The organism is Saccharopolyspora rosea, from assembly GCF_025643595.1.
Classification (GTDB): Bacteria; Actinomycetota; Actinomycetes; order Mycobacteriales; family Pseudonocardiaceae; genus Saccharopolyspora; species Saccharopolyspora rosea.
In genome coordinates this window covers 3361507-3387411 of the sequence record NZ_CP102826.1, presented here as the reverse complement: position 1 = coordinate 3387411, position 25905 = coordinate 3361507, and the positions used below count along the sequence as shown (strand labels likewise).

At 73.1% G+C, this 25905-nt stretch carries 29 protein-coding genes; 11 read left to right on the top strand and 18 right to left on the bottom strand.

Going from position 1 to position 25905, the window contains the following annotated elements:
- Positions 1 to 4: 4 nt before the first annotated feature.
- The gene (locus tag NV263_RS15780; protein ID WP_263247032.1) at positions 5 to 943 is read left to right on the top strand and encodes a hypothetical protein; all 939 of its coding nucleotides are present in this window, start codon (positions 5 to 7) and stop codon (positions 941 to 943) included.
- Here NV263_RS15780 and NV263_RS15775 read toward each other — a convergent pair.
- Complete coding sequence (locus tag NV263_RS15775) at positions 940 to 2412, bottom strand: MDR family MFS transporter (RefSeq protein WP_263247031.1); 1473 nt, start codon at positions 2410 to 2412, stop codon at positions 940 to 942. The genes NV263_RS15780 and NV263_RS15775 overlap by 4 nt on opposite strands.
- Positions 2413 to 2534: 122 nt before the next feature.
- Here NV263_RS15775 and NV263_RS15770 point away from each other — a divergent pair, with 122 nt between their 5' ends.
- From NV263_RS15770 to NV263_RS15760, 3 genes are all read left to right on the top strand, one after another.
- A complete protein-coding gene (locus NV263_RS15770) occupies positions 2535 to 3497 on the top strand; it encodes a S1C family serine protease (protein ID WP_263247030.1) in 963 nt (320 codons plus the stop codon).
- Between the two features lie 88 nt (positions 3498 to 3585).
- Positions 3586 to 4908, top strand: a complete 1323-nt coding sequence (locus tag NV263_RS15765; RefSeq protein ID WP_263247029.1) for an amidase — start codon at positions 3586 to 3588, stop codon at positions 4906 to 4908.
- A 71-nt stretch (positions 4909 to 4979) separates the two neighbouring features.
- Positions 4980 to 5969, top strand: a complete 990-nt coding sequence (locus NV263_RS15760) for a PHP domain-containing protein (RefSeq protein ID WP_263247028.1) — start codon at positions 4980 to 4982, stop codon at positions 5967 to 5969.
- Positions 5970 to 6258: 289 nt separating this feature from the next.
- Here NV263_RS15760 and NV263_RS15755 read toward each other — a convergent pair whose 3' ends face one another.
- Positions 6259 to 7032 carry a dioxygenase family protein gene (locus NV263_RS15755; protein WP_263247027.1) on the bottom strand — a complete coding sequence of 258 codons (774 nt, stop codon included), beginning with the start codon at positions 7030 to 7032 and terminating at the stop codon, positions 6259 to 6261.
- 85 nt (positions 7033 to 7117) lie between these two features.
- On the opposite strand from NV263_RS15755, the gene NV263_RS15750 reads away from it, so the two are divergent.
- Entirely contained in the window at positions 7118 to 7603 is a 486-nt protein-coding gene (locus tag NV263_RS15750) for a MarR family winged helix-turn-helix transcriptional regulator (protein ID WP_263247026.1), read from the top strand.
- A 27-nt stretch (positions 7604 to 7630) separates the two neighbouring features.
- On the opposite strand, the gene NV263_RS15745 is transcribed toward NV263_RS15750, so the two are convergent.
- The 5 genes from NV263_RS15745 to NV263_RS15725 all read right to left on the bottom strand — a co-directional run bounded on the left by NV263_RS15745 (position 7631) and on the right by NV263_RS15725 (position 12772).
- On the bottom strand, positions 7631 to 9508 hold the full coding sequence (locus tag NV263_RS15745) for an ABC transporter ATP-binding protein (protein ID WP_263247025.1): 1878 nt from the start codon (positions 9506 to 9508) through the stop codon (positions 7631 to 7633).
- Positions 9509 to 9601: 93 nt separating this feature from the next.
- Positions 9602 to 9814 (bottom strand): hypothetical protein, encoded by a 213-nt coding sequence (locus tag NV263_RS15740; RefSeq protein ID WP_263247024.1) that lies wholly within the window; start codon positions 9812 to 9814, stop codon positions 9602 to 9604.
- 143 nt (positions 9815 to 9957) lie between these two features.
- A complete protein-coding gene (locus NV263_RS15735) occupies positions 9958 to 10593 on the bottom strand; it encodes a LutC/YkgG family protein (protein WP_263247023.1) in 636 nt (211 codons plus the stop codon).
- Positions 10590 to 12020, bottom strand: coding sequence for a LutB/LldF family L-lactate oxidation iron-sulfur protein (locus tag NV263_RS15730; protein ID WP_397545633.1), 1431 nt, complete (start codon positions 12018 to 12020; stop codon positions 10590 to 10592). Before NV263_RS15730 ends, NV263_RS15735 begins: the two co-directional genes overlap by 4 nt.
- 17 nt (positions 12021 to 12037) lie before the next feature.
- Positions 12038 to 12772, bottom strand: coding sequence for a (Fe-S)-binding protein (locus NV263_RS15725; protein WP_263247021.1), 735 nt, complete (start codon positions 12770 to 12772; stop codon positions 12038 to 12040).
- Positions 12773 to 13113: 341 nt separating this feature from the next.
- On the opposite strand from NV263_RS15725, the gene NV263_RS15720 reads away from it, so the two are divergent.
- Entirely contained in the window at positions 13114 to 13872 is a 759-nt protein-coding gene (locus tag NV263_RS15720; RefSeq protein WP_263247020.1) for a FadR/GntR family transcriptional regulator, read from the top strand.
- 18 nt (positions 13873 to 13890) lie between these two features.
- On the opposite strand, the gene NV263_RS15715 is transcribed toward NV263_RS15720, so the two are convergent.
- The 9 genes from NV263_RS15715 to NV263_RS15675 all read right to left on the bottom strand — a co-directional run bounded on the left by NV263_RS15715 (position 13891) and on the right by NV263_RS15675 (position 21035).
- Positions 13891 to 14691 (bottom strand): IclR family transcriptional regulator, encoded by an 801-nt coding sequence (locus tag NV263_RS15715; protein ID WP_263247019.1) that lies wholly within the window; start codon positions 14689 to 14691, stop codon positions 13891 to 13893.
- 12 nt (positions 14692 to 14703) lie between these two features.
- Positions 14704 to 15099, bottom strand: a complete 396-nt coding sequence (gene pcaC / locus NV263_RS15710) for a 4-carboxymuconolactone decarboxylase (protein WP_263247018.1) — start codon at positions 15097 to 15099, stop codon at positions 14704 to 14706.
- On the bottom strand, positions 15099 to 15860 hold the full coding sequence (gene pcaD / locus NV263_RS15705) for a 3-oxoadipate enol-lactonase (RefSeq protein ID WP_263247017.1): 762 nt from the start codon (positions 15858 to 15860) through the stop codon (positions 15099 to 15101). The genes pcaC and pcaD overlap by 1 nt, the downstream gene beginning before the upstream one ends.
- Positions 15857 to 17197: a 3-carboxy-cis,cis-muconate cycloisomerase gene (pcaB, locus tag NV263_RS15700; RefSeq protein ID WP_263247016.1), complete on the bottom strand. Its 1341-nt coding sequence runs from the start codon at positions 17195 to 17197 to the stop codon at positions 15857 to 15859. The genes pcaD and pcaB overlap by 4 nt, the downstream gene beginning before the upstream one ends.
- Before the next feature lie 56 nt (positions 17198 to 17253).
- Complete coding sequence (locus NV263_RS15695; RefSeq protein ID WP_263247015.1) at positions 17254 to 18432, bottom strand: thiolase family protein; 1179 nt, start codon at positions 18430 to 18432, stop codon at positions 17254 to 17256.
- Positions 18429 to 19205, bottom strand: coding sequence for a CoA-transferase subunit beta (locus NV263_RS15690; RefSeq protein WP_263247014.1), 777 nt, complete (start codon positions 19203 to 19205; stop codon positions 18429 to 18431). Before NV263_RS15690 ends, NV263_RS15695 begins: the two co-directional genes overlap by 4 nt.
- Positions 19202 to 20023, bottom strand: a complete 822-nt coding sequence (locus NV263_RS15685) for a CoA transferase subunit A (RefSeq protein ID WP_263247013.1) — start codon at positions 20021 to 20023, stop codon at positions 19202 to 19204. Before NV263_RS15685 ends, NV263_RS15690 begins: the two co-directional genes overlap by 4 nt.
- A 119-nt stretch (positions 20024 to 20142) precedes the next feature.
- Positions 20143 to 20628 carry an NUDIX domain-containing protein gene (locus tag NV263_RS15680; protein ID WP_263247012.1) on the bottom strand — a complete coding sequence of 162 codons (486 nt, stop codon included), beginning with the start codon at positions 20626 to 20628 and terminating at the stop codon, positions 20143 to 20145.
- Positions 20629 to 20867: 239 nt separating this feature from the next.
- The gene (locus tag NV263_RS15675; protein WP_263247011.1) at positions 20868 to 21035 is read right to left on the bottom strand and encodes a hypothetical protein; all 168 of its coding nucleotides are present in this window, start codon (positions 21033 to 21035) and stop codon (positions 20868 to 20870) included.
- Between the two features lie 64 nt (positions 21036 to 21099).
- Between NV263_RS15675 and NV263_RS15670 the strand changes: the two genes are divergently transcribed.
- Positions 21100 to 21318, top strand: coding sequence for a hypothetical protein (locus NV263_RS15670; protein WP_263247010.1), 219 nt, complete (start codon positions 21100 to 21102; stop codon positions 21316 to 21318).
- Between the two features lie 12 nt (positions 21319 to 21330).
- Here the strand turns inward: NV263_RS15670 and NV263_RS15665 are convergent, their stop codons facing one another.
- The gene (locus NV263_RS15665; protein ID WP_263247009.1) at positions 21331 to 21750 is read right to left on the bottom strand and encodes a MarR family winged helix-turn-helix transcriptional regulator; all 420 of its coding nucleotides are present in this window, start codon (positions 21748 to 21750) and stop codon (positions 21331 to 21333) included.
- Positions 21751 to 21867: 117 nt separating this feature from the next.
- On the opposite strand from NV263_RS15665, the gene NV263_RS15660 reads away from it, so the two are divergent.
- From NV263_RS15660 to NV263_RS15645, 4 genes are read left to right on the top strand one after another with little or no spacing between them, the layout of a single operon-like run.
- Positions 21868 to 22452: a non-oxidative hydroxyarylic acid decarboxylases subunit B gene (locus NV263_RS15660; RefSeq protein WP_263247008.1), complete on the top strand. Its 585-nt coding sequence runs from the start codon at positions 21868 to 21870 to the stop codon at positions 22450 to 22452.
- A 16-nt stretch (positions 22453 to 22468) separates the two neighbouring features.
- Positions 22469 to 23890, top strand: a complete 1422-nt coding sequence (locus tag NV263_RS15655) for a non-oxidative hydroxyarylic acid decarboxylases subunit C (protein WP_263247007.1) — start codon at positions 22469 to 22471, stop codon at positions 23888 to 23890.
- A gap of 11 nt (positions 23891 to 23901) precedes the next feature.
- Positions 23902 to 24135, top strand: coding sequence for a non-oxidative hydroxyarylic acid decarboxylases subunit D (locus tag NV263_RS15650; protein WP_263247006.1), 234 nt, complete (start codon positions 23902 to 23904; stop codon positions 24133 to 24135).
- On the top strand, positions 24135 to 24407 hold the full coding sequence (locus NV263_RS15645; protein WP_263247005.1) for a hypothetical protein: 273 nt from the start codon (positions 24135 to 24137) through the stop codon (positions 24405 to 24407). Before NV263_RS15650 ends, NV263_RS15645 begins: the two co-directional genes overlap by 1 nt.
- Before the next feature lie 28 nt (positions 24408 to 24435).
- Here the strand turns inward: NV263_RS15645 and NV263_RS15640 are convergent, their stop codons facing one another.
- The gene (locus NV263_RS15640; RefSeq protein WP_263247004.1) at positions 24436 to 25887 is read right to left on the bottom strand and encodes an MFS transporter; all 1452 of its coding nucleotides are present in this window, start codon (positions 25885 to 25887) and stop codon (positions 24436 to 24438) included.
- Between the last annotated feature and the right edge of the window lie 18 nt (positions 25888 to 25905).

The following is a 25905-nucleotide window of genomic DNA, read 5'->3' as shown; positions in this document are numbered from 1 at the left end:
CAGTATGCAAGACCGAAGGTCCACAGTGGAAGCTGGGCCGAACGGATGGATCGCCGCCGCGCCGCTGGACAAGCCGAACACCGCGGCGCTACAACGCGACGACGGGGGGAACCTGCCGGAGGCGCTGATGGGCGTTCCTGCGTTCCTGTGGCCGGCCGCCACGACGGCCGCGCTGGTCCTCCTGGGTTGGGACCTGCTCCGGCCGCGCCGCGCGTCGGTGCGCGCCCGGGCCGTCGCGGTCTGCGGATTCCTGCTGCCGGTGGTGGTGCTGGCCCTCGCGGTGCTCGCCTTCGCCGGACCGGACGCGGCCGGGCGACTGGCCGGTGACTGGGCCGAATCGTGGACGGCGGGTCTGGACACCGCCTGCGTGCTGGTGGCCCTCGCCGGGCCAGGGGCCAGCGAGGCGGCGGTGGTCGTGGCGATGGCGGTGCGGCTGCTGCTGGCCGCGATCGGACCGCAGGTGGCCGCGCTGGCCCCGGCGCTGTCGGTGCTGCTCGGCGGCGCGGCGTTGGCGGCGGGGTGGGCGGTGTTCGGCGGGAGAACCCCGCGGTGGCCGCGCGCCGGGGTCGCCGCGCCGGTCGCGGTCGCCGCGGCGGTGCTGGCGACCCAGTCGGTGTCGGCGACGTTCCCCGACGGCCGCGCACTGGCCCTGTGCGCGAACGTGCTGGCATTGCTGGGACTTCGCGATCTGTGCCTGCTGCTGTGCGAGCTGGCCGCGGTGCCGCCCGGCCCGGCCGTGCTGCTGCTGTTCGTCGGTGCGAAGTCGTTGCTCGGCGGTGTCCTGGGCACCCCGCCGCAGCGCTCGCCGGGCGCCGACGCGCTCACGCTCGCGGTCGTGGTCCTGGTCGCGGCGCTGGGCGCGGTCACCGCCGCCCGCGCGCGGCAGGGCGGGCCGGACCCGGTGGGCACTGATCTGCCGGCGTACCGGCGAGGTCGTCGCTAGCCGCGCGGTGCGGCCCCGGCCAGGTGCGAGGTGGTGCGCAGCGGGCGCTCGCGCAGGCAGATCGCCAGCACCAGGCCGACGGCCAGCAGCGGCACCACCAGGCCGAAGATCGGCGGGAGCGCGTCGGCGAACGCGCGCACCAGCACGGCCCGCAGGGGCGGCGGGAGCTGGGCGATCAACCCGGGGGTCAGCGCGTCGACGTGCCCGTCGGCACCCGGCAGGGCGCCCGCGATCCGGTGGTTGAGCAGGGCGCCGAACGCCGCCACGCCGACCGCGCCGCCGATCGTGCGCAGGTAGGTCACCGAGGACGTCGCGGTCCCCAGGTGCCGCCGCGGGGCGCTGTTCTGCACCGCGAGCACGATCACCTGCATCACCATGCCCAACCCGACGCCGAGCACCGCCATGTACCACGCGACCGTCGACCAGCCGGTGGTGATGTCCATCGTGGACAGCAGGTGCATGCCGAGCGCCGCGACCGCGCACCCGGCGATCGGGAACGGCTTGTAGCGGCCGATCCGGGTGATGAGCTGGCCGCTGCCGATGCTGGTCACCACCAGGCTCGCGACCAGCGGGAGCAGCAGCAGACCGGAACCGGTGGCGCCGACGCCGACCACGACCTGCAAGAACAGCGGCAGGAAGCTGATGCCGACGAGCATCGCCGCGCCGACCAGCAGGCTGATCGCCCCGCCGAACGAGAACACCGGGTCGGCGAACAGCTCCAGCGGGACCACCGGGTCGGCGGCCCGCCGCTCGGCGAGGAACCAGCCGACGAGCAGCACGACCGCCCCCGCGCCCAGCGCGGCCGACACCGCCGGGACCGTCCCGCTCCAGCTCGTGGCCAGCACCAGGCACACGCTCGCCCCCGCGAGCAGCGCGGCGCCGGCGAAGTCGACAGGCAGCCGTTTGTCCGGCCGGGGCAGGCGGAGCACGAGCCCGACCACGACCAGCGCCACCACGCCGACCGGCAGGTTGACGAAGAAGATCCACCGCCACGTCGCGTGGTCCACGAACAGCCCGCCCAACAGCGGTCCGACCACCGAGGCGAAGGCGAACACCGCGCCGATCAACCCGATGTAGCGACCCCGTTCCCGAGGGCTGACCACCTCGCCGATCACCGCCTGGGCGCCGACGAGGATGCCGCCACCGCCGACGCCCTGCACCGCGCGGAACACCAGCAGCTGCGGCAGCGAGGCCGCGAGCCCGCACAGCGACGACCCGAGCAGGAAGACCGCGATCGCGAACTGGAACACCGGTTTTCGGCCGATCCGGTCCCCGATCTTGCCGTGCAGCGGCATCGCCACCGTCAGCCCCAGCAGGTAGGCGGTGACCACGCCGGACAGCGAACCGAGCGCGCCGAGGTCCCCGGCGATGGTGGGCAGCGCGGTGGCCACGATGGTCTGGTCCAGCGCGGCCGGGAGCATGGCCGTCATCAGCCCGGAGAAGACCACCAGGATCCGCCGCTCCGGCATCGCACGCCTCCCGGGCTCGTGGGAGGCCGATTCTAGGCAACGCGGTACGGCCCGACCTGCGGGAATGGTGCAGGCCCCGGGAGCGTTGAGCGGTCACACCCGCTTTCCACCAGGAGGCCGAGATGGCCAGTTCGTCGGGAGTTCCCCGAGAACCGCCGGAGTGGCTGGACGCCTACTCCCGGACGGTGTCCTCGGTCGCGGCGACGATCACGCCGAGCGTGGCCAGCCTGCACGCGCAGGGCGAGTGGGGCGAGGCGTCCGGCTCGGCCGTGGTGTTCACCGCCGACGGTTACCTGCTCACCAACGCGCACGTCGTCGGCCGGGCCGCGGAGGGCACCGCGCACTTCGCCGACGGCACCAGCGCGCCGTTCACCGTGACCGGCACCGACCCGCTGTCCGACCTCGCCGTGGTCCGGGCGTCGGGTCCGGTCCCGCCGCCGGTGCGGCTCGGCGACAGCGACCGGCTCGTCGTCGGCCAGCTGGTGGTCGCGGTCGGCAACCCGCTCGGCCTGGCCGGCTCGGTCACCGCGGGCGTGGTCAGCGGCCTGGGCCGGTCGTTGCCCACCCGCAGCGGCACGGCGGCGCGCATCGTCGAGGACGTCATCCAGACCGACGCGGCGCTCAACCCGGGCAACTCCGGCGGCGCCCTCGCCGACTCCGCCGGGGTCGTGGTCGGCATCAACACCGCCGTCGCCGGAGTCGGTCTCGGCCTGGCGATCCCGATCAACAACACCACCCACCGCATCATCGACGCGCTGATCCGCTTCGGGCGGGTGCGCCGCGCCTACCTGGGACTGGTGACCACCCCCGCGCCGCTGCCCGACGACCTGGCCGAACGCACCGGCCGGCGCACCGGGCTGCGCGTGGTCGACGTGGTGCGCGCCAGCCCGGCCGCCCGCGCCGGGCTGCACCCGGGCGACCTCGTGCTCACCGCGGCGGGACGCGAGGTCAGCGACGCGCAGAGCCTCCAGCGGCTCATGTTCGCCGAGGCCATCGGTCGGCCGCTGCAGATCACCGTCACCCGCAATGGGGCGCTCGTCGACGTCATCGCCGAACCCGTCGAACTCATCGACTCCGCCCCGTGACGTCGTTGACGGACGAACCAGTCCGGGCACAAGATGATCGACCACCGGTCGCCGCCCGGCGGTCGGATGCCGGGGAAGGGGAGCAGTGGTGGCCGATTCCAGCGGGTACTTCACCGACCGCACGATCGCCGGACTCGGCGCGGAGCTGCGCTCCGGCGCGGTGACCGCCGCCGGGCTCGCGCGGGCGGCGCTGGACGCGATCGCCGACCGCGACGGCGAGCTCAACGCGTTCGTGTCGGTCGACCGCGAAGCGGCGTTGCAGGCCGCGGAGAAGGCCGATGCGGAACTGGCCGAGGGCACCGATCGCGGGCCGCTGCACGGCATCCCGGTCGGGGTCAAGGACGTCATCGACGTCGCCGGGCTGCCCACGACGATGGGATCGGCCCACTTCGCCGGGCACGTGTCCACTGAGGACGCCGAATGCGTGCGGCGGTTGCGCGCGGGCGGCGCGGTGGTCGTCGGCAAGACCACCACCCACGAGTTCGCCTACGGGCCGACCGGCGACAGCGCGCACAACGGCCCGTGCCGCAACCCGCACGACCCGCGGCTGATGTCCGGCGGCTCCAGCGCGGGCAGCGCGGTCGCGGTGGCGTCCGGGATGGTGCCGCTGGCGGTGGGCACCGACACCGGCGGCTCGGCGCGGATCCCGGCCGCGCTGTGCGGGGTGGCGGGTTTCAAGCCCGCGTACCGGGCGATCCCGGCCGACGGGGTGTTCCCGCTCGCCGAATCGCTCGACCACATCGGCGTGCTGGCGCGCACGGCGCAGGACTGCCGGACGGCGTACCGGGTGCTCGCCGACCTGCGGGCCGAACCCGGCCGCGCCGAACCCGAAGCCGTGGTGGGCTGGATCCGGCCGGGCGCGCTGTGCCCGACCGACCCCGAGGTCGAACGCATCGCGCGCGCGGCCGTGGAGCCGCTGGACGTCCGCGAGATGGCGCTCGCCGACCCGGACCTCCCGCTCTCGGCGTACTCCGGTATCCAGGACGGCGAGGTGTTCGCCGTGCACGCCGAACGGGTGCAGCAGCGTCCCGAGCTCTACACCCCGGCCGTGCTGGAACGGCTGCGCGGTGCCGAGCGCACCCCGGCGTGGCGGCACGTCCGGGCGCAGGCCGCCCGCCGCCGCTGGCGCGCCGAGGTGGACGCCCTGCTGTCCGAAGTGGACCTGCTGGCGCTGCCCACGACCTGCGTGGTGGCCGCCCCGGTCGGCACCGGCACCGTCGAGGTCGACGGGGCGCGGGTGCCCGTCAACCGCGCGCTGCTGTCGCTGACCAGCCCGTGGAGCGTGGCCGGGGTGCCCGCGATCTCGGTTCCCGCCGGAGTTCTCGGGCACCTGCCGGTGGGCCTCCAACTGGTGTGCCGGCCCGGGCGGGAGGACCTGCTGTTCGCGGTCGCCGCCCGGCTCGCCCGCTGAAAGCCCGTCTTCGAACGTCGTGGGCAGCGGTGCCGGTTGTGCCGCGGGCGCCTCGCGGCTACCAAGGACGGGTGGATGCGGCACGGGCCCTGCGGGAGATCGCGTTCTGGCTGGAGCGCGGCGGCGCACCGACGTACCGGGTGCGGGCGTTCCGCCGCGCGGCGGCCGTCGTCGACGACTGCCCGGACCTGGACGACCGGGTCGCCTCCGGCCGGCTGACCGACCTGGCGGGCATCGGCCGCACCACCGCCGGTGTCATCGAGCAGGCGCACCGCGGCGGGGTTCCGGACTACCTGCTCCGGCTTCGGTCCGAAGTGGACGTTCCGGAGCGGGGGCGGGCGCTGCGCGCGGCGTTGCGCGGCGACTGCCACACCCACTCGGACTGGTCCGACGGCGGCAGCCCGATCGAGGAGATGGCGCGCGCCGCCGCCGACCTCGGCCACGAGTGGATGGTGCTCACCGACCACTCGCCGCGGCTGACCGTGGCCAGCGGCCTGTCCGCCGAACGCCTGCGGCGGCAGCTGGACGTGGTGGCCGCGCTCAACGACCGGCTCGCCCCGTTCCGCGTCCTCACCGGCATCGAGGTCGACATCCTCGACGACGGCGGCCTGGACCAGGACGAGGACCTGCTCGCCGAACTCGACGTCGTCGTGGCCAGCGTGCACTCCAAGCTGCGCATGGAGTCGGCGGCGATGACGCGCCGGATGTGCGCGGCGGTGTCCCATCCGAGGGTCAACGTGCTCGGCCACTGCACCGGTCGGCTGCTGGGCAAGCGCCCGCAGTCGGAGTTCGACGCCGAGGCGGTGTTCACCGCGTGCGCGCGGGGTGCGGTCGCCGTGGAGGTCAACTCGCGCCCGGAGCGGCTCGACCCGCCCCGCGACCTGCTGCGCCGGGCGGCCGACCTCGGCTGCGTGTTCAGCATCGACTCCGACGCGCACGCCCCCGGCCAGCTGGACTGGCTGTCCTACGGCTGCGCCCGCGCCGAGGAGTGCGGCATCCCCGCCGACCGCGTCGTCAACACCCGCACCGCCGCGGACCTGGTGGCCTGGGCCCGGCGCTGAGAAGCTGTCTTTGAACTTGGTTCCGGCGGGGCGTGGTAAGTGGCGTGAGCCGCTTTCTCTTTCGGTGAGTACGCAAGCAACTTGCACCGCTGCGGGTTCTCAGCGGTCGGCTCGCGAGGACAGCCCCGACGCCGTGTATTGGGCATACATCAGGAGGGGCTTCCGCAGTCGATGTGGCTGTGGCGCGGCAGCGCCTCCGTGGGGGTGGTGGTCGGGTGACGGGCGGGCCGCTGAGGTTCCGCTCCCGGCACCGCCACGCACAACGAGTTCGAAGACAGGCACTGAGCCGTCACGCCACCTGGAAGGAGCGCTTGGCCAGTCCCATCCAGAACCCGTCGACGACCTGCTCGGGTGGGCGCTCCGGCTCGGTGGCCGCACCGAGCGCGACGAACATCGGCGCGAAGTGCTCGACCGTCGGGTGCGCGAACGGCATGCCCGGAGCGCGGTCGCGGAACGCCGCCAGCTCGTCGACGTCCCCGCGCTCCAACGCCTCGCGCGACCAGTCGTCGAACTCCCGCGACCAGCCTGGCGCGTCGGCCTCCGGCCGCGGGTCCCGCAGGAACGGAAGCCCGTGCGTGGTGAAACCGGACCCGATGACGAGCACGCCCTCGTCGCGCAGCGGCCGCAACCGCCGCCCGAGTGCGAGCAGCCGGTCCGGCTCCAGCGTCGGCAGCGACATCTGCAGCACCGGGACGTCCGCCTCCGGGTACATCACCGTCAGCGGCACGTACGCGCCGTGGTCCAGGCCCCGCTCCGGCTGGTGCGCCACGGGCTCGTCGTTGGGGATCAGCGCGGCGACCCGCTCGGCCAGTTCGGGAGCGCCCGGACTGGGGTAGCGGACGCGGTAGTAGCGCTCGGGGAATCCCCAGAAGTCGTAGGTCAGCGGCACGCCGGTCGCGGTGGCGCCGAGCATGAGCGGCGCGGACTCCCAGTGCGCGGAGACGACCAGCACGGCGCGCGGCCGGGGCAGGTCGCGCGCCCAGCGGGCGAGCTGGTCGGTCCACAGCGCGTCGTCGACCAGCGGGGGAGCGCCGTGGCTGAGGTAGAGGGCGGGCATCCGCATCAGCGCCTCCATTTGCTTGAAGCTTCAAGTAACACTCTAGGGCGAGTCGCGTGAACCTTCAACCACCCGGCGTATGCTGGCCCGCGTGGACGAACCGCGTTGGTTGACCGACGACCAGCAACGGGCCTGGCGCAAGCTCGCCGCCCTGATGACGGTCGTCCCGGCCGCGCTGGACGCGCAGCTGCAGCGGGACGCCGACCTGACCCACTTCGGCTACTGGGTGCTGGCGATGCTGTCCGAGAACCCGCAGCGCGCGCTGCGGATGAGCGACCTGGCGGCGCAGGCCAACGCGTCGCCGTCGCGGGTCTCGCACGTGGTCGCGCGCCTGGAGCAGCGCGGCTGGGTGCGTCGGCACCGGTCGGCAGCTGACGGCCGCGGCAACGTCGCCGAACTCACCGACGCCGGCTACGACAAGGTGGCCTCGGCGGCCCCCGGTCACGTCGACAAGGTGCGCTCGGTGGTCTTCGACGGCCTGTCCGCGTCCCAGGTGCGCCGGCTGGACGAGGTCTGCGAGGCGATCCTCAGCCACCTCGACCCGGACGGGAAGATCCGCACCGAACCCCCGGGGTGAGCGGCCGGCGCCACCCACCCCGCGCGGTCAGGCGGCCTCGTCGGTGTCGTCCTGCTGCGCGAACTGGGTCCGGTACAGCTCGGCGTAGAGCCCGTCGCGGGCCAGCAGTTCGGCGTGGGTGCCCTCCTCGGCGATGCGGCCCTCGGAGATCACCAGGATGCGGTCGGCCTCCCGGATGGTCGACAGCCGGTGGGCGATGACCAGCGCGGTCCGGCCGGACAGCGCGGTCCGCAGCGCCTGCTGCACCGCCGCCTCGGACTCGGAGTCCAGGTGCGCGGTCGCCTCGTCGAGCACCACGATCGGCGGCGCCTTCAGCAGCAGCCGCGCGAGCGCGAGCCGCTGCTTCTCCCCGCCGGACAGCCGGTAACCGCGGTCGCCGACCACGGTGTCCAGCCCGTCCGGCAGCGTCGCGACGAGGTGACCCAACTGCGCGGTGCTCAGCGCCTCCAGCAGTTCGGCGTCGGTGGCCCCGGGCCGGGCGTAGGTCAGGTTCGCGCGGATCGAGTCGTGGAACAGGTGCGCCTCCTGGGTCACCACGCCGACCGTCGCGTACAGCGAGGACAGCGTCACGTCGCGGACGTCGACGCCGCCGATGCGCACCGAGCCGGAGTCGGCGTCGTAGAGCCGTCCGGCCAGGTTCGTGATCGTGGTCTTGCCCGCTCCCGAGGGGCCGACCAGCGCGACGGTCTGCCCGGGCTCGGCGCGGAAGGTGATGCCGTGCAGCACCTCGTGCGCGGGCGAGTGGTCGGCCCGCGCGACCGACTCCAGCGAGGCCAGCGACACCTCGTCGGAAGCGGGGTAGCGGAACGTCACCGAGTCGAACTCGACGTCGGCCGCCCCGGCGGGCAGCTCCCGTGCGTCCGGCTTCTCGCGGATCATCGGCTCCAGGTCCAGGATCTCGAAGACGCGGTCGAAGCTGACCAGCGCGGTCATCACGTCGACGTGCACGTTGGACAGTGCGGTCAGCGGCCCGTAGAGGCGGTTGAGCAGCGTCGCCAGCGCGACCAGGGTGCCCAGCTGGAAGGCCCCGGCCAGCACCAGACCGCCACCGAGCCCGTAGACGACCGCGGTGGCCAGCGAGGCCAGCAGGGTCAGCGCGACGAAGAACACCCGGCTGTACATCGCCGACACCACGCCCATGTCGCGCACCCGCGCCGCGCGCTGGGAGAACCGCTCGGACTCCTCGTCGGCCCGGCCGTACAGCTTGGCCAGCATCGCGCCCGCTACGCCGAACCGCTCGGTCATCAGCGAGCTCATCTCGGCGTCCACCCGCATCTGCTCGCGCGTGACGCGCTGCAACCGGCGGCCGATCCAGCGCACCGGGAACAGGAACAGCGGCAGCAGCGCCAGCGCGATCACGGTGATCTGCCAGGACAGCGTGAACATGGTCGCCAGCACGAGCACCAGGCTCAGCACGTTGGACACCACCGACGACAACGTGCTGGTCAGCGCCCGCTGCGCCCCGATGACGTCGTTGTTGAGCCTGCTGACCAGCGCCCCGGTCTGCGCGCGGACGAAGAAGGCCACCGGCATCCGCTGGACGTGGTCGTACACCTCGGACCGCAGGTCGTAGATCAGCCCCTCGCCGAGCCGGGCCGAGTACCACCGCTGCAACAGCGAGAACAGCGCCTCCAGCAGCGCCACCCCGGCCACCGCGACGGCCAGCCACACCACCACGCCCAGGTCCCGGGGCACGATGCCGTTGTCGATGATCGCCTTGAACAGCAGCGGGTTGACCACGCCGATCACCGCCGACCCGGCGACCAGCAGCAGGAAGGGCACGATGTCGCGGGCGTAGGGCCGCGCGTAGCGCAGGATCCGCCGCGCCAGGCCCGGTGACAACCGCTGCCGGGTCACCGAGGTGTCGCTGGCGAAGGAGCGCATCGTCTCCCAGCTCACCGTCATCGCCTTCGTCCTTCCTGCCGAACCGTCCAGCAGATCCTCGAACTTCGCGTTAGGTCGAAGTCAACACCGCCTGACCGGTGATGATTCCCCGGCCTAGGCTTCGGTGCCGACGTACCGGAACTCCCAGGCGCCGTCCGGGAGACGACCGCGGCGTTCGTAGGCCAGCAGCGGTGGCACGGCCTGGCTGTTGCGCGTGCGGGCGGGGATCGTGATGCGGGGGATGGGCTTCCCGGACGGGTCCGCGGAGACGGTCACCTCGTGACCGTCCTGCGGGCCGCCGCGCAACCGGACCCGGACGTCTGCCACCGGGCTCTCCCTTCGATCGGCCGGACAACGAACATCGCTTCGACCCGGGACGGGCCCGGGAGGTTCCGTTGATCACTGGATCGTGTCACAGCTGCCCGGTGCAACCATGCGCCAGCCGGTCGGAGAGTTCCGCAGCGGTGCGCTCACCCGGTGTTCGGGGGCACGAGCACGTGCAGGGTCCGGGGGCCGTGCACGCCCTCGACCCGGTCCAGTTCGATGTCGCTGGTGGCCGACGGACCGCTGATGAACGTCAGGGGACGGGTGGGGTCGAGGCGTCGCAGCGCGGCGGGCACGTCATCGGCGATCCGGGCTTCCTCGACCACGCACACGTGCACGTCCGGGACCAGGGTCGCCGCCCGGCGACCCTGGCCGGGCCCGTGGTCCAGGACGATCGTGCCGGTCGACGCGATGCCCACCACGGCCGTGGTGACCACCGCGTCCACCCGGTCCAGCTCCGCGACGTCCGGATCGCCGCCGACCAGCTCGAACTCCGCGCCCAGCACGTCCCGCCACACCTGTGGTAGCCCGTCGGGGACGACCACGCGGCGAGCGGAGACCCCGCGCAGCGCGGCGGCGATCGCACCGGTGAGCCCGTCGGACGGCACCCGCTCGACGGTGGCGCGGTAGTCGGCGACGCGGTCGCAGAACAGGTCCACCACGTCGGCCGCCGGGCGCTCGGTGGCGTAGTCGCGCGGAACGCTGTCCAGCGGCGTCCGCGTCGCGCCCGACAGCGCCGACCGGACGCGGGCGAGCACGGTCGCACGTGCCGCATCGCTCATGACGACTCTCCTCCTCGGGTTCGTTCCCACCACGCGCGGAAGGACTCGGCGGCTGGTGCCGGGGCGTCGCGCGCGTCGGTCCACCGCGACAGCGGCGGGGGCAGCCGGCCGATCGTGCCCTTGCGGCCGATGACGCGTCGGCTCGCCGAGGCCAGCCGCTGCACGGCGGCCAGCCGGCGGGAGCCGCCGAACACCCACCCGGCCAGGCCCATCAGCGCGTCCATCGGCTTGGACCGCCAGCCGTGGTGCTCGGCCACGACGCGGGTGCGCAGGTGCACCAGCAGGTCGGGGATGTTGATGGCGACCGGGCACACGTCGTAGCAGGCCCCGCACAGCGACGACGCGTACGGCAGTGCCTGGTCCACTTCGGACGCGGTGCCGCGCAGCTGGGGCGTGAGCACCGCGCCGATCGGCCCGGGGTACACCGAGCCGTAGGCGTGCCCCCCGGTGCGTTCGTACACCGGGCACACGTTCAGGCAGGCCGAGCAGCGGATGCACCGCAACGCCTGCCGCCCGACCTCGTCGGCGAGCGCGTCGGTGCGCCCGTTGTCCAGCAGCACCACGTGGAACTCGCGCGGACCGTCCCCGGCGGTGACGCCGGTCCAGGTGGAGGTGTAGGGGTTCATCCGCTCGCCGGTGCTCGACCGCGGCAGCAGTTGCAGGAAGACCTCCAGGTCCTGCCAGCGCGGCACCAGCTTCTCGATGCCGACCACGCTGATCAGCGTCTCCGGCAGCGTCAGGCACATCCGCCCGTTGCCCTCGGACTCCACGACGACGAGCGTGCCGGTCTCGGCGACCGCGAAGTTGGCCCCGGACACCGCGACCTTCGCGCGCAGGAACTTCTCCCGCAGGTGGCGGCGCGCGGCCTCGGCCAGCCGCGCCGGATCGTCGGTGAGGTCCTCGGGCGCGGGGGCGCCCACCCGACCCATCTCGCGGCGGAAGATCTCGCGGATCTCGGCCCGGTTGCGGTGGATCGCCGGGACCAGGATGTGGCTGGGCGCGTCGTGCCCGAGCTGGACGATCAGCTCGGCCAGGTCGGTCTCCCAGGCGGAGATCCCGGCCTGCTCCAGCGCCTCGTTGAGCTCGATCTCCTGGGTGGCCATCGACTTGACCTTGACCACCTCGCTCTCCCCGGTGCGGCGCACCAGGTCGATCACGATCCGGTTGGCCTCCTCGGCGTCGCGCGCCCAGTGCACCACCCCACCGGCAGCGGTCACGGCCTCCTCGAACCGCTCCAGGTAGGTGTCCAGTTTGGACAGGGTGTGCTCCTTGATCGCCGCACCCGCCTCCCGCAGCAGCTCCCAGTCGTCCAGTTCCCCGACCACCGAGGCCCGCTTCTGCCGGATCGTCGACGTGGCGTTGGCGAGGTTGTGCCGCAGCTGCGCGTCGGCCAGCGCCCGCTTGGCCGCGGTCGGGAAGGCGGGCATCCCGAGGTAGGTGCTCGTCACGGCTGTTCTCCTTCCGTGGACGCGAGGATCTCGGCCAGGTGCAGCACCCGGATCCCGCAACGCTGCCGGGACAGCAGCCCGCCGATGTGCATCAGGCACGAGCTGTCGCCCGCGCACAGCACTTCGGCGCCGGTCTCCCGCGCGTGCCGCGCCTTGTCGGCGCCCATCGCCACCGAGACGTCCGGGTTCTTCAGCGCGAACGTGCCGCCGAAGCCGCAGCACTGCTCGGCCGCGGGCAGTTCGACGAGGTCGATCGACCGCACCTCGCGCAGCAGCCGCAGCGGCTTGTCGCCGACCCGCAGCAGGCGGCTGGAGTGGCATGTGGGGTGGTAGGTGACCCGGTGCGGGAAGTACGCGTCGACGTCGGTCACCCCGAGCACCGAGACCAGGAACTCCGACAGCTCGTGCACGCGCGGCGCGAGGCCGCGGACGGCGCGCGAGAGCCGCTCGTCCCCGTCGGCGACCATGGCGTGCTGGTGGCGCACCGATGCGACGCACGAACCCGACGGCGCCACCACGGCGTCGTAGTCGGCGAAGGCGTCCACGAAGGCGCGCACCGAGGAGACCGCCTGCCTGCGGTAACCGGTGTTGGTGTGCATCTGCCCGCAGCAGGTCTGCGCGGTGGGGAACTCGACCTCGCACCCGAGCCGCCGCAGGATGCGCACCGTCGCCTTCGGCGCTTCCGGGAACACCGCGTCCCCCAGGCAGGTCGCGAACAGCGCCACCCTCATCTCGGCATCACTCCCTCGTCCACCGGTCCCGCTGGACCCGATCCTGGCGGCGCCCCGCCGCTCGTGCCCGGCGAACTGATCGGACCATTGTTTGGTCGGACCATACTCCCACCCGTCGCCCGGCCACCACCCCCCACGGAGACGCTGCCGCGTCGCAGTTCTTGCATGTCACCCGGCCACCACCCCCCACGGAGACGCTGCCGCGTCGCAGCTCTCGCCGGTCACCCGACCGCCACTCCCCCACGGAGACGCTGCCGCGTCGCGGCGATCGGTCAGCAGGCGCAGGCGGGTCGACGATCGCACGTAGGCTCGGACCCGAACCGAGGCGCGTGGAGGAGTGGATGACGACGGCGGAGCAGGATCACGGCGACGCGGCCTGGCGGCCGGTCGCCCGCTCGCACACCTACGAGCTGGTCATCGACCGGGTCGAGGAGCAGATCCTCAGCGGCGCGCTGCGGGTCGGCGACCGGTTGCCCGCCGAGCGCGACCTGGCGAGCATGCTCGGCGTCAGCCGCTCGGCGGTGCGCGAGGCGCTGCGCTCGTTGCAGGCCCAGGGCGTGCTGCGGATGTCGGTGGGCACCGGGCCGGATTCGGGCACCACGGTCGCGGCGCTGCCCAACCAGGCGCTGACCCGCTTCCTGCGGTTGCACGTCGCCCTGGCGAACTTCCCGCTGCACGACGTGGTCGAGGCCCGGTTGATGCTGGAGCGGGAGAGCGCGCGCAACGCCGCGCTGCGCGCCACCGAGTCCGAACTGGACGAACTCGTCCGGCTCGTGGACGCGATGGACGATCCGGACCTGGACCGCGACCGCTTCAACGAGCTGGACACCGCCTTCCACGTCGCGATCGCCGAGGCGGGCGGGAACCGGCTGGTCGCGGACATGACCACCGCCATCCGCGAGTCCCTGCGGCTGCCGCTGCGGCAGGCGTTCCACGACCTCGGCGACTCCTGGACGCGCATCGCCGAGGGCCTGCGCGCGGACCACCGCGCCGTCCTGGAGGCACTGCGCGCTCGCGACGGCGACGCCGCCGAACGCCACATGACCGACCACATCCGGGACTTCTACGCCAAGATCCCCGCCGTCACCCGGGACGGCTGAGCGCCGGACCGGGAAGGATCACCGCGGCAGCGCGCCGGAACGGGGGTTCGGGGCGACCCGCAGGTCGGCCTCGATCCGGCCGGCGGTCTCCAGCAGCGGCGGCAGGAGCTTCTCCTCGGCGTCGCGCGGGCTGGTGCGGCTGGCGTGCGAGGAGATGTTCACCGCGGCCACCACCCGGTCGGCGCGGTCCCGGATCGGCGCGGCGATCGACCGCAACCCGGCCTCCAGCTCCTGGTCGACCAGCGCCCAGCCCTGCCGCCGCACCACGTCGAGCTCCCCGCGCAGCTCGTCGGGAGTGCCCACGGTGTGCGGCCCGAGCGGGCGCAGCTCCACCTCGTCGAGGTAGCTGTCGAGAGCGTCCGGGGGCAGACCCGCCAGCAGAACCCGTCCCATCGACGTGGCGTAGGCGGGGAAGCGGGTGCCGATGTTGATCGACACGGTCATGATCCGCGAGGTGGGAACGCGGGCCACGTAGACGATGTCCGGTCCGTCGAGCACCGACACCGACGCCGACTCGTGCACCTCGGCGGTGAGCCGCTCCAGGTACGGCTGGGCGATCTCCGGCAGCGACACGCTCGACAGGTACGCGAACCCCAGCTCCAGCACCCGCGGGGTGAGCGCGAAGACCCGCCCGTCGGTCCAGACGTAGCCCAGGTGCACCAGGGTGTGCAGGAACCGCCGGGCCGCCGCGCGCGACAGGTCGGTCGCGCGGGCGACCTCGGACAGCGTCATCTCGGGGTGCGCCTCGTCGAAGGCGCGGATCACCATGAGCCCGCGCGCCAGCGACTGGACGTAACCGCCCTCGGACACAGGCTCCATCGTGACCCTCTCTCAGTCGGACTCGCCGTCACCGAGAATCGTATTGGCGATCGCGAAGGCGCTGTTCGCGCGGGGCACCCCGGCGTAGATGGCGACGTGCATGAGCACCTCGCGGATCTGCTCCGGCGGCACGCCGTTGCGCCGCGCCGCCTTGACGTGCATGGCGAACTCGTCCTCGCAGCCCAGCGCGGCCAGGATCGCCAGGGTCAGCATGCTGCGGGTGCGCCGGTCCACGCCGTCGCCGCTCCACAGCTCGCCCCACGCGTAGCGGGTGATGAAGTCCTGGAAGCCCGCGGTGAACGGGGTGATCTTCGAGTTCGCCCGGTCCACGTGCTCGTCGCCGAGCACCGCGCGGCGGGTCCCCATGCCCTGCGCGTGCCGGGCGTCGTCGTCGAGGCGGTCGGACATCACAGGCTCCTCGTGAAGTGGTCCAGCAGCAGCCGGTTGACGGCGGCGGGCTGTTCGGCGTTGGCCAGGTGCGCGGCGGGGGAGAGGACCTCCAGGCGCGAGCCGGGCACGGCCGCGACGATCCGCTCGCCGTGCTCGGGCGGCGTGGCCGGGTCCTCGGCGCCCGCGATGACCAGGGTCGGCGCGGCGATCGCGCCGAGCCGGGGCAGCAGGTCCATCGAGGCGATCGCCTCGCAGCAGCCCGCGTAGCCCTCCGGGACGCACGCTTGGAGCGCTTTGCTGAACTTCTCCACCCGCACCGGGTCGGCCAGCGCCTCCGGGGTGAACCACTTCGGCAGCGACGGTTCGACCATCGGCTGCATGCCCTGCTCGCGCACCACCGCGGCGCGGTCGCGCCAGCCCCGCGCCGGCCCGAGCTCGGCGGAGGTGCAGATCAGCGCCAGCCGGTCGATGCGGTCCGGGGCGTGCTCGGCCAGCCACATGCCGGTCATGCCGCCGATCGAGACCCCGGCGAAGTGGGCGCGCCGCACGCCGAGCGAGTCCAGCAGCTCCAGCACGTCGCCACCGAGGTCGGCGAGCCCGTAGGGACCGGGCGGAGCGGGGGTGCCGCCGTGGCCGCGCTGGTCGTAGCGCAGCACGCGGAACCGCTCGGCGAGGGCGGGCACCTGCTCGTCCCACAGGTGCAGGTCGGTGCCGATGGAGTTGGACAGCACCACGACCGGGGCGTCCGGCGGCCCGGTCAGTTCGTGGTTGACGATCACGCGTACTCCCTTCCGGAGTGGGCGGACAGCGCGCGGTCGACGAACTCGCGCGCCGATCCGAGGTGGTCGGCGGGTTCGGTGGCGGCCACGACGTCCTGCTCGGACAGCACCGCGCGCACCCGGGAATCCCGCAGCAGTTCCGCGCGCAACGTCGTGCCCCGGCGCACCGCGCAGCGGCACAGCTCCGCGACGAGGTCCTGGGCCTCGGTGCGGCCGAGGGCGCCCATCAGCGCCCCGGCGGCGGCCTCGGCCATGACCAGGCCGCCGGTCAGCTCCAGGTTGGCGGCCATCCGCTCCGGGTGGACGCGCAGCCCGGCCAGCAGGTCGCGGGTGGTGGCGGCCGCGGCGGCGACCACCCGCAGCAATTCGGTCAGCGGTTCCCACTCGGACTGCCACGCGCCGGCGGCGCGTTCGTACTCCTGGGGCATGGCCGACAGCAGCGTGGCCACCAGTCCGGGCACCCGCTTGCTCGCGGCGGTGACCAGCACCGCCGACACCGGGTTCTGCTTGTGCGGCATGGCCGAGGAACCGCCGGAGCGGCCCTCGGTGAGCTCGCCGACCTCGGTCTGCGCGTGCAGCTCCACGTCCAGCGCGATCTTGCCGAGCACCCCGGCCGCGCTGCCCAGCGCCCCGGCGAGCTCGGCGACGCGCGAGCGGTCGGTGTGCCACGGCACGACCGGCTCGGCCAGGCCGAGCTCGGCCGCCAGCAGTCCCACGACGCGCGCACCGCCGGCGCCGAGCGCCGACAGCGTCCCCGCCGGTCCGCCCAGCTGCACCGCGAGCCGCTGGTCGCGGACCCGGCGCAGTCCGGTCGCGGCGTCGTCGAGGGCGGTCAGCCACCCGGCCGCGCGGCAGCCGAACGTCGTCGGCAACGCCTGCTGCAGCAGCGACCGGCCGATCAGCACCGTGTCCCGGTGCTGTTCGGCGAGCCGGGCGCATTCCCGCGCGGCCGCTGCCAGGTCCGCCACGACCAGGTCCAGCACGCTCCGGGCGATCAGCATCGCCGCGGTGTCCACGACGTCCTGGCTGGTCGCGCCGCGGTGCACGTGCGGCCGGGCGGCCGGGTCCACCGCGCCGGTCAGATCGCGCACCAGCGCGATCACCGGAGTCGCCGAGGACACGGCCCGCTCGGCGATCGAGTCCGCGTCGAACAGTTCCGCCCGGCAGCACCGGGCGATCTCGGCCGCGGCCTCGGCCGGGACGATCCCGGCCGAGGACTGCGCCGCGGCCAGCGCCCGCTCGAAGTCCAGCATCGCCTGCACCCAGGCGCGGCGACCGGTGCGCTCGGCCGCCTCCGGAGTGCTGGACATGGGCGCGAACAGCGAAGGTTCGGTCATCGTTGCCGTTCTCCGGTCCGACGAGCTGTTCGGATGTGCATTCGGCGGCCACCAGATCAGGCGTGCAGCACGACGGCCAGCCCCTGGCCGACGCCGATGCAGATCGCGGCCAGGCCCCAGCCGCCCCCGGCGCGGTGCAGCTGGTGGGCGAGGGTACCGAGGATCCGCGCCCCGGACGCGCCGAGCGGGTGGCCGATGGCGATCGCGCCGCCCTGCACGTTGACGATCTCCGGGTCCAGTTCGGGCCACTCCGCCAGGCACGCCAGCGACTGCGCTGCGAACGCCTCGTTGAGCTCGACGGCGGTCAGGTCGCCCCAGCCGATCCCGGCGCGCCGCAACGCGGTGTTGGCCGCCTCGACCGGGCCGATGCCGAACACGTCCGGGTCGACCCCGGCGGCCGCGCGGCTGACGATCCGCGCCAGCGGCGCGGCGCCGATGCGCTGGGCGGCGGACTCCGTGCCCACCAGCAGCGCGGCGGCGCCGTCGTTGAGCGGTGAGGAGTTGCCCGGGGTGACCGTGCCGTCGGCGCGGAACGCCGGCTTGAGCTTGCCCAGCGCCTCCAGCGAGGAGTTCGCCCGCACGCCCTCGTCGCGGGTCAGCTCGGTGTCCGGGACGGGGACGACCTCGGCGTCGAACAGCCCGGCCTCCCAGGCCGCGGCGGCCCGCTGGTGGCTGCGCAGCGCGAACGCGTCCTGCTCGGCGCGGCTGATCTCGTACCGGTCGGCGAGGATCTCCGCGCTCGCGCCGAGCGCGATCGTCCACTTCTCCGGCATGCGTGGGTTGACCATGCGCCAACCCAGCGTCGTGGAGTGCAGCGTCTCGTGCCCGCGCGGGAAGCCGCCCTCGGGCTTGGGCAGCACCCACGGCGCCCGGCTCATCGACTCGACGCCACCGGCGATCACCAGCTCGGCGTCGCCGACCTGCACGGTGCGACTGGCGTTGACGGCGGCCTCCAGCCCGGAGCCGCACAGCCGGTTGACCGTGGCACCGGGAACGCTGGTGGGCAGCCCGGCCAGCAGCGCGGCCATCCGGGCGACGTTGCGGTTGTCCTCGCCCGCGCCGTTGGCGTCACCGAACTGGATGTCGTCGATGGCGGCCGGGTCGAGGTCGGCGTGGCGTCCGACGAGCGAGCCGACCACGTGCGCGGCGAGGTCGTCGGGGCGCACGCCGGCCAGGCCCTTGCCGTAGCGGCCGAACGGCGTGCGGACCGCGTCCAGGATGAAGGCGTCGCTCACTTCGTCTCCCCGTTGTCGATGGTGGCCTTGAGCTCGCGCAGCACGGTGAGCTCGGTGTCGGTCGGCGCGTCCTGCACGGGCAGGTCGGCGGCGACCTTCAGCGGCCACCCGGCGGCTTCCCGGGCCTGCTCGACGGTCGCGCCCGGGTTGAGCCGGGTGAGGGTGAACTCGCTGGTCTCCGGGTCGGGTTCGAGCACCCCGAGATCGGTGATGATCTTCACCGGTCCCCGGCCGCGCAACCCCAACCGCTCGCGGTCCCCGTTGCCCGAGCCGTACCCGACCGAGGTGACGAAGTCGAGCTTCTCGACGAACGACCGCGAGCTCATCCGCATCACGATGAGCACCTCGCGGCAGGACGCGGCGATCTCCGGGGCACCGCCGGCACCGGGCAGCCGGACCTTCGGGTTGGCGTAGTAGCCGCCGATGACGGTGGTGTTGATGTTGCCGAACCGGTCGACCTGCGCGCCGCCGAGGAAGCCGATGTCGATGCGGCCGGGCTGCAACCAGTAGTTGAAGATCTCCGGCACGCTGATCACCGAGTCGGCGGTGTCGGCGAGCACGCCGTCGCCGATGGACAGCGGCAGCCGGTCCGGCTTGGCCCCGAGCGTGCCCGACTCGTAGATGAGCACCAGGTTCGGGGCGTGCGTGCGCCGGGCGAGGTTCGCGGCGGTGCTGGGCAGGCCGATGCCGACGAAGCAGGCGGCCCCGTCGCGCAGCGACCGGGCCGCGGCGACGGTCATCATCTCGTCGGAGGTGAACTCCTGCGACGTCATCGCGCGCTCCTCTCGGTAGTGCGGATCTCGCTGGCCAGCCACTGCTCGAACTTCTCGCGGTCCCGGCTGATCGGGTCCCACTGCTGGTAGTAGGAGTTGTCGCGTTCGTAGTAGCCCTGGGCGTAGGAGGGGCGGGCCCCGCCGGGCACCTCGGCGACCGCGGTGACCGCCCACCGCGGCAGCACCACGGCGCCGGGGCGCGGGGTGAGCTCGTCGACGACCTCCTCGACGGTGACCAGCGAACGCGCCGAGGCCAGCACGGTCTCCTTCTGCACCCCGGTGATGCCCCACATCTGGACGTTGCCCTGCCGGTCGGCCTGCTGCGCGTGGATGATCCCGACGTCGGGGTTGACGGCGGGCACGGCGGCGAGCGTCTCCCCGGTGAAGGGGCATTCGATCGGCTTGATGGTGCCGGTGTGCTCGGGCAGATCGGTGCCGACGTAGCCGCGCAGCACCGCGAACGGCAGCCCGGCGGCACCGGCGGCGTAGCGGTTGGCCATGCCCGCGTGGCTGTGCTCCTCGATCTCCAGCGGTACCGGCCAGCCGTTCTGGATGGCGTCCCGGAACCGGTGCAGCGAGCCGACACCGGGGTTGCCGCCCCAGGAGAAGACGAGCTTGCGCGCGCAGCCCGCGCCGATCATCTGGTCGTAGACGATGTCGGGGGTCATCCGGACCAGCGTCAGGTCCCGGCGCCCCTGCCGGATGATCTCGTGTCCGGCCGCGACCGGGATCAGGTGGGTGAAGCCCTCCAAGGCCACCGTGTCGCCGTCGTTGACCAGCTTCGCGATCGCCTCGTCGAGCTGGAGGATGCGAGCCACCCCGACCAACTCCACTTCGTACGCATAGTGAACACTTGTGCTTCATGCGAACGATAGAAGACGCGTCACAACCAGGTCAAGAGCGCACAGGCGTGCGAAGGGGCAGGTAGGAGCGCGCTTCAGAGGTCCCCGGCGTCGGGCAGGCCGTCCCCCGGCAGGCCGAACACCCGCACCGCGGCGTCGGCCGCGGCACCGGCCTGCAGGTAGCCGGTCTCGCCCCAGGCGAGCAGGTCACCGGCCTTGCACGGGTGCACCAGCAGGCGCCGGTAGATCCGGCCGTTGTCCGGATCCGGCGCGGGCGGGTGCACCTTGGTCACCACGGCGGCCATCCGCACCTGCGCGTAGGGCGCGACACCGTCGTCGACGCACTGGAAACCCAGGTAGTGCGGCTCGTCGATCTCCACGGTGACCTCTTCGAGCGTCTCCCGCCGCAGGATGTCGACGTAGCGCTGCTCGCCCGGCTCCGGCCGCCCGCCGGGCAGCGAGTGCTTCCGCCCGTCCAGCCGCAGCAGCAGCCGGCCGTCGGGGACGAACAGGAACCCGTACACCTGCCGCACCGGCAACGTCTCGGGCACTGCACTCGTGTGCCAGGTGAACTTGGGCATCGCGACGATCCCTCCCAACGCGGCCGGGAACGATCACACTAGCCGAGCGAACGACCGATCGGCTCGAACGCCGCGCCCCGGATCACCAGCACCACCTTTCCGGAGCCGCGTCCGGACCGCCCGGCCTCATCACGCATGCGCAGTCCTGGCAGCGGACCGGTACCACGCGTCCCGTCCCGGGGGCGCTGCGCGTCCTGCGCGCCGGCGGTGCGCTCGCGATCTGGTGCCGAGCCGCGCGCTCAGCCCAGCAGCTTGGCGAAGAACCAGCCGATGCGGCTGACCTTGCGGATCCTGGGGTGGCCCGCGACGCCGTGGATCTCCCACTGCTGGCCGCACACCTCGCAGCGCCACAGGCCGATCTGCGAGGTGTCCGGTTCGCACGGGTGGCCTCTGCGTCCTCGTCTCATGTCCTGATCACACCACAGCCGGGCGGGCAAGTCGTGACTTTCGACCCGGGTGGGGGTGCGCTCCGTGTTCGTAGCGTCGACGATCGGTGACCAACTCGGCGAGGAGGACGGTGTGACGGTGCGGGACCTGGTGGGGGAGATGGAACGGCGTTGGGACGAGTTGATGGCCCTGCGTGCCAGTCCCGACATGTACGGCAGCGAGCTCCTCGACGGGCAGTTGGCCGAGCTGGAGCTGTGGTTGCTGCGGCTGCGGCGGCTCGACGCATCGGCGCGCGCCGCGTGACCGGGGTGCGGATCAGCTGAGCGCGCCCGGCGGGGCGAGCTTGCCCAGCAGGCGGTGCAACTCGGTGCGCTCGTGCGGGGCGAGGCGGTCGAGGAGTTCGGCGTCCACCGCGTCGGCGATCGGCGTGACCGCGCGCAGTTCGGCGCGGCCCGCCGCGGTGAGGTCGAGCAGCCGCCGGCGGCGATCGGTGCGGTCGACGGTGCGGGTGATCAGGCCGCGCTGCTCCATGCGGACCAGCAGCGATGCCAGGGTCGCCTTGTCGATCGCCGCGCGTTGGCCGAGCGCCGCCTGTTCGATGCCGGGGTTCTCGCGGATCGCGTTGAGCACCGCGTACTGCGGTTTGGTCAGGTGGGGCAGCCGCGCCTGCCAGTTCGCGCTGTGCTCCTGCATCGCTCGGCGCATGAGGTGGAAGACGGCTTGGTCCAGCTCCACGGCGTCACTTTCCACAAGATCGGCGACTCGGGTGACACGCATCGTAGTGCAGCGCAGCGCGTCGACGTGCTAGCGTGGAATCAAACGTTCGTATACGAACGATTTTGCGGAGGGGTCATGCGTTTGATCGTCGGGATGACCGGGGCCACCGGGGCACCGTTCGGCGTGCGGTTGCTGGAGGCGCTGGGGCGCCTGCCGGACGTGGAGACCCACCTGGTGATGAGCCGGTGGGCGCGCACGACGATCGAGCTGGAGACCGGCTACAGCGCGCGCGAGGTCGCGAAGCTGGCCGACGTCGTGCACGGCTCCGGCGACCAGGCGGCGTCGATCTCGTCCGGATCCTTCCGCACGGACGGCATGGTGATCGCGCCGTGCAGCATGAAGACGTTGGCGGGAATCCGGGCGGGGTACGCCGACGGGTTGGTGGGGCGTGCGGCGGACGTGGTCCTCAAGGAGCGCCGCCGGTTGGTGCTGGTGCCCCGCGAGACGCCGTTGAGCGAGATCCACCTGGAGAACATGCTGGCGCTGTCCCGGATGGGGGCGGTGATGGTGCCGCCGATGCCCGCCTTCTACAACCACCCGGAGTCCGTCGACGACATCGTCGACCACGTGGTCACCCGGGTGCTGGACCAGTTCGACCTGCCCGCGCCCGCGGCCCGCCGGTGGACCGGCCTGCCGCACCGCCGGGACGAGAACCGCTGAGAACAAGGAGGACGAGGTGGCCTACGACGACCTGCGGTCGTACCTGCAAGCCCTCGACGAGGAGGGCCAGCTGCTGCGGATCACCGAGGAGGTGGCCCCCGAACCCGACCTCGGGGCGGCGGCGAACGCGGTGTCGCGGCTGGGCGAGGGCGCCCCGGCGCTGTACTTCGACAACGTCACCGGCTTCACCGACGCGCGGATCGCGCTCAACGCGCACGGCTCGTGGAGCAACCACGCCATCGCGATGGGCATGCCCGCCGACTCGACGACCAAGGAGCAGGTCGACGAGTTCATCCGCCGCTGGGAGGACTTCCCGGTCGCACCCGAGCGCCGGGAGAACCCGCCGTGGGCGGACAACAGCCTCGAAGGCGACGACGTGGACCTGTTCCGGGTGCTGCCGCTGTTCCGGCTCAACGACGGGGACGGCGGCTTCTACCTCGACAAGGCCGCGGTGGTCTCCCGGGACCCGGAGGACCCCGACAACTTCGACAAGCAGAACGTCGGCACCTACCGCCTGGAGGTCAAGGGCCGCAACAAGCTGGGCATGCAGCCGGTGCCGATGCACGACATCGCCCTGCACCTGGGCAAGGCCGAGCAGCGCGGCGAAGACCTGCCGGTGGCCATCACGCTGGGCAACGACCCGGTGATGACCGTTGTCGCCGGGACCCCGCTGGGCTACGAGCAGTCCGAGTACGAGATGGCCGGCGCGCTGCGCGGCGCACCCGCGCCGATCGCCACCGCCCCGCTGACCGGGCTGGACGTGCCGTGGGGGAGCGAAGTGGTGCTCGAAGGCGTCATCGAGGGCCGCAAGCGGGAGATCGAGGGACCGTTCGGCGAGTTCACCGGCCACTACTCGGGCGGCCGGAACATGACCGTGGTGCGCATCGACCGGATCCACCACCGCACCGACCCGATCTTCGAGTCGCTGTACCTGGGCATGCCCTGGACCGAGATCGACTACCTCATCGGTCCCGCCACCTGCGTGCCGCTCTACCAGCAGCTCAAGGCCGAGTTCCCGGAAGTGCAGGCGGTCAACGCGATGTACACCCACGGGCTGCTTGCGATCGTGTCCACCAAGAAGCGCTACGGCGGCTTCGCCAAGGCGGTCGGCCTGCGGACCATGACCACCCCGCACGGCCTCGGCTACTGCAAGATGGTCATCGTCGTCGACGAGGACGTCGACCCGTTCAACCTGCCGCAGGTGATGTGGGCGCTGTCGACCAAGGTCAACCCGGACGGGGACCTGGTGAACCTGCCCAACATGTCGGTGCTGGAGCTCGACCCCGGTTCGCAGCCCCCGGGGATCAGCAACAAGCTCGTCATCGACGCCACGACCCCGGTCGCCCCCGACGCCCGGGGCCATTACAGCCAGCCGGTCCGGGACCTGCCCGAGACCGCGCACTGGATCGGCAAGCTGCAGCAGATGATGCGGAAGTGAGGAGTGCCGTGATGATCTGTCCGCGCTGCGCGTGGGAGGACGTGACGACGCTGGCGGTGTCGCCGGTGGCCGGAGTGTGGGAGGTGTACCAGTGCGCCCGCTGCCTGTACACCTGGCGCAGCACCGAACCGGAACGGCGCACCAGCCGCGACGCCTACCCCGAGGCGTTCCGGATGACCCAGGCCGACATCGACGCCGCGCCCCAGGTGCCCACCGTTCCACCGCTGATCCGCGAGGGAGCCTGATGGACGGCAACGACACGCTGATGTGGGAGGTGCGGGCCGCCGACGGGCGGCTGGCCGAGCTGCTCGACTGGATCGACGCCACGGCGCTGCCGTTCCTGCGCGAGCAGTCGGCGTTGCGCGCGGTGGACGTCTACCGCTCCACCGAGGACCGCGCCGTGGTGATCGCCTCCTTCCACGGCCCGCCCGTCTCGCTGCCGGAACCGCCCGCCGAGCTGCTGCGGCGCCCGGTGCACCAGTGGCCGTTCCGACGCGTCGGCGGCGACCCGCGTTGACCGCTCGCGGTGAGGGGCCCGCCGCCCCTCACCGCGACCGGCTGGTGCACGGGTCCTGGCAGGCGTGGTTCACCCCGGGCAGCGGCAGGGGGCGCACCGCGGTGGCCCGGTCGATCGTCGACCACGCCAGCACACCCCCGAACGCGCACACCACGGCGGACACCAGCATCGCCGTCGCGAAGCCGGGACCGAGCGCGGCACCCGCGCCGATGTGCGACAGGCCCGCGATCAGCGGTAGCACCGCCACCGCCACCAGCCCCGCCAGCCGGGAGATCGCGTTGTTCACGCCCGACGCCACCCCGCCGTGCTCCGGGGCGACGGACGCCAGCACCGCGGACGTCAGCGGTGCCACGGTGATCGACAGGCCCAGGCCGAACACCGCGACTCCCGGCAGCACCCCGGTGACGTAGCTGCTGCCGGGCACGGCCCGGGTCAGCAGGGCGAGCCCGGCGGCGCAGCAGAACGGGCCGACGGTCATCGGAAGCCGCGGGCCGGTCCGCTGCGCCAGCGCCCCCATGCGCCCGGACAGCAGCAGCATGAGCACCGTGATCGGCAGCGTCGCCACCCCGGCCTCCACCGCGCGGTAGCCGAGCGACTGCTGCAGCTGCAACGACAGCAGGAACAACGCGCCCCCCAATGCCGCGTACACGGTGAACGTCGTCAGGTTCGCGCCGGTGAACTGCCGCGAGCGGAACAGCGACAGCGGCAGCAGCGGCTCGGCGCGCCGGCTCTCCACGAGCGGGAACGCCACCAGCGCCGCCGCGCCGACCACCAGGGCGGTGGCGTTGAGCGGCGACCAGCCCGCGGCGGGCACCTGGATCAGCGCGAACACCGTCCCGGCCAGCCCGGCGGTCGCGGTCGCGGCCCCGGGCAGGTCCGGCGGTCCGGTGGCCGTCGGATCGCGGCTCTCCGGGACCCGCCGCACGGCCACCAGGGCGGCCGCCGCGATCGGCAGGTTGATCAGGAACACCCAGCGCCACGACGCGGCGTCCACCAGCCACCCGCCGACGAACGGCCCGACCGCCGAGGCCACCCCGGTCAGCCCGGCCCACCTGCCCACCGCCGCACCGCGGTCGTCGTGGGCGATCGAGGCGTTGATGAGCGCGAGGCTGCCGGGCACCAGCAGCGCGCCGCCGATGCCCTGCACCAGCCGCGCCAGGATCAGCACGCCACCGCTCGCCGCCAGCCCGCACCCCACCGAGGCCAGCGTGAACAGCACGATCCCGGCGACGAACACCCGGCGCCGCCCGTAGCGGTCGCCGAGCGCCCCGCCGAGCAGCAGCAGGGAGCTGAGCGTCAACAGGTAGGCGTCCAGGACCCACTGCAGCACGGCGAGGTCGCCGCCGACGTCCCGGCCGATCGCGGGCAGCGCGACGTTGACCACCGACCCGTCCAGGAACGCCACCCCGGAACCGAGGATCGTGGCGGTCAGGATCCAGCGCCCCGCCCCGGAGCGCAGCGCCACCGCACTCGCGTCCATCGGCCGAGGATAAGGAAG